Origin of the sequence: Phenylobacterium sp., from assembly GCF_031181185.1 — a bacterium.
GTDB lineage: Bacteria > Pseudomonadota > Alphaproteobacteria > Caulobacterales > Caulobacteraceae > Phenylobacterium.
The window spans coordinates 1-2,315 of the sequence record NZ_JAPSKZ010000304.1; the positions used below are offsets into that span (position 1 = coordinate 1).

Genomic DNA, 2,315 nt, shown 5'->3' on the forward strand with positions numbered 1-2,315 from the left:
CCTTGTCAGCCGGTTCTGGGGCGAGCCCCTGACCTTCGCGGCGGCTTGACGCCGTCGCCGCCATGCCGGCGGATGCGGACCGGGAGGAGGCTCGCATGAAACATCTGCTGCTCGCCGCCGTGCTGGCGGCTGTCGCCGGACCAGCCGCGGCCGAGGTCAAGGCCCGCTCGGCCGACGGCTTCACACTGACCTACGAACGCGCCGTTACCGCCTCGGCCGAGGTTGTCCTGGAGGCGATCGGCCGCCCGGCGGCGTGGTGGAGCGACGCCCACACCTGGTCCGGCAGTGCATCGAACATCTCGGTCGATCTGCGGCCTGGCGGCTGCTGGTGCGAGGCACTGCCCGGCGGCGGCGTCAAGCACGCCGAGACATTGCTGGTATGGCCGGAGCGCAGGATGGTCCGCTTCGAGGCGCCGTTCGGCCCGCTGCAATCCATCGGAGCCGACGCCGTCCTGACCATGAGTTGGGCGGACGCCGAGGGCGGCGGCCGGGTGCTGAAGTGGACGTTCTCGGTGACCGGCCCGGGCGCGGGCGCCATGGCCGATCCCGTCGACGGCGTGATGGCCGAGCAGTTCGGCCGCCTCGCCGCGCACCTCGGCGCCGCCGGCTCGTAGAGGCGTCAGGCCGACTCCGCCGACGCCCGGGCTCGCCAGGGCCCCGCGATTGCAGTCCGAGAGGTCGCGGTCGTGACCTCCCAGCCCCGGATCCTGAGCCACAGCTCCGCGATCAGCAGGTTGGGAATCCAGCACAGGAAGGCGATGGCGGGGTAGGCATTGGCGAAGTCGAGGCCGGTCAGCGGGACGATCGGCAACATCAGCCTGAGGGTGACCGCCGCGAAGGTGAGGGAAAGGCTGCGGATCATCCATCGACGGTGCTGACCGAACTGACCCCCGACCGCCTTGCGCCACCCCATCGCAGTGGCGACGAACCAGGCGACCGCCAGAAAACCGAAACCCAACCCTGCGATCGGGCCGGACAGGCTGGTCACGGCGAGGCCGAAGCCGGACACGGCGCCGATCAGGCAGGCCGCCACATAGACCCGCCCGGACCAGCGGTGCCAGGCGCGTCGGGGGCCTCGCCAGGAGATCAGCTGGAACGGCCCGAGAGCCAAGGCGGTGAGGGCGCTGGCGACATGGGTCAGGAAGACCAGCGGCCGCGCCTCGATGTGCGGCTCCATGCCCTGGGTCATGAACGGCTCGGGCAGCAGGAAGCGGGCGCTGAACAGCGCCACCGCCAGACACAGGAGGACGGTCAGCCAGAAGACGGTCGCCGTTGCGGCACGGCTCAGAACGCGGATCATCGAAGGCTCCTCGAGAAGGGGAGGCCCGCTTGAAACCGCGGAGGCGAGCGTGTCAGCCTTGCTTTCGCGAACGGCGGGGATGCGTTCGCGAACGGAGAGGGGCGTGACGACCGACGATGTCATGAAGAGCTTCCGGGGCGTCCGGATCGGCCGATCCAGCGTTGCCGAACTGCTCGGCCTGTCCCTGTTCGGCCTCTTCCTGGCGGCGATCGCCGCCTATGACGGCGAGAGCGTGCCCGCACGCGAGCGCTACCCCTACTGGCAGCTGGCGATGCTGGGCGGCGGCGTCATCGCCGCCCTGATCGAGCCTTGGGTGGCCCGTCTGTTCCCCGGCCGGCCGCGGGTGTTCGCCGTGGCCCAGCTGATCGCCATGACCCCGCCGATCGCCCTGTGGGTTTCGGTGTTTCCGGTCCTGGTGTTCGGACGGTCGTTCACGCTCGAGAAGTTGCTTTGGACCACGCCGAGCGTGATGACAATCAACGTCGCCGTGGTCGGGCTGGCGTGGCTCACGCGCACGGCTCTTCGCCAACCGCTGACAAAACTCGCCCCGCCGGACGGCGTCGCGCCGCCGGAGCTGCGCCGCCGGCTGCCGCCGCGGCTGGCCCGCGCGCGGCTGATCGCCGTGGAGGCCGAGGACCACTATCTGCGCATTCGCACCGAAGCGGGGTCTGCCCTGGTGCTGATGCGGCTGGCGGACGCCCTGGCGGCGCTGGAGGGCGCCGACGGCTTTCGCGTGCATCGCTCATGGTGGGTGGCCCGCACCGGCGTGGAGGCGGCGCGCTGGAAGGCGGGCCGGGGCGAGCTGACCCTGTCCGACGGCGCCGTCGCCCCGGTCAGCCGGACCTACGCCGCCGCCCTGCGCGGCACGGACTGGGCGGCTCCGGCCGCCTAGGCCGCCAGCGCCGTTTCGGAAGCGACGATGCGGCTGGCGGCGTGGACCACGGCGCCGATGCGCAGGGCGGCCTGGACCTGGGTGGCCGGCACGCCGTGCTTGCGCAGTTCGCCCTCGTGGGCG

3 protein-coding genes are annotated in these 2,315 nt (G+C 71.7%); 2 read left to right on the plus strand and 1 reads right to left on the minus strand.

Going from position 1 to position 2,315, the window contains the following annotated elements; all coding sequences use genetic code 11:
• Positions 1 to 95 precede the first annotated feature (95 nt).
• Positions 96 to 614, plus strand: a complete 519-nt coding sequence (locus RIF93_RS20205) for an SRPBCC family protein (RefSeq protein ID WP_309093233.1) — start codon at positions 96 to 98, stop codon at positions 612 to 614.
• A 5-nt stretch (positions 615 to 619) separates the two neighbouring features.
• Here RIF93_RS20205 and RIF93_RS20210 read toward each other — a convergent pair whose 3' ends face one another.
• Positions 620 to 1,300 (minus strand): DUF2306 domain-containing protein, encoded by a 681-nt coding sequence (locus RIF93_RS20210; RefSeq protein WP_309093234.1) that lies wholly within the window; start codon positions 1,298 to 1,300, stop codon positions 620 to 622.
• 103 nt (positions 1,301 to 1,403) lie between these two features.
• On the opposite strand from RIF93_RS20210, the gene RIF93_RS20215 reads away from it, so the two are divergent.
• Positions 1,404 to 2,192, plus strand: coding sequence for a LytTR family DNA-binding domain-containing protein (locus RIF93_RS20215; RefSeq protein WP_309093235.1), 789 nt, complete (start codon positions 1,404 to 1,406; stop codon positions 2,190 to 2,192).
• Positions 2,193 to 2,315 lie beyond the last annotated feature (123 nt).

What these genes read in the sequence shown, in the direction of transcription:
- RIF93_RS20210 (WP_309093234.1), bottom strand. Translation starts at nt 1,300, where the DNA reads ATGATCCGCGTTCTGAGCCGTGCCGCAACGGCGACCGTCTTCTGGCTG.
- RIF93_RS20205 (WP_309093233.1), top strand. Translation starts at nt 96, where the DNA reads ATGAAACATCTGCTGCTCGCCGCCGTGCTGGCGGCTGTCGCCGGACCA.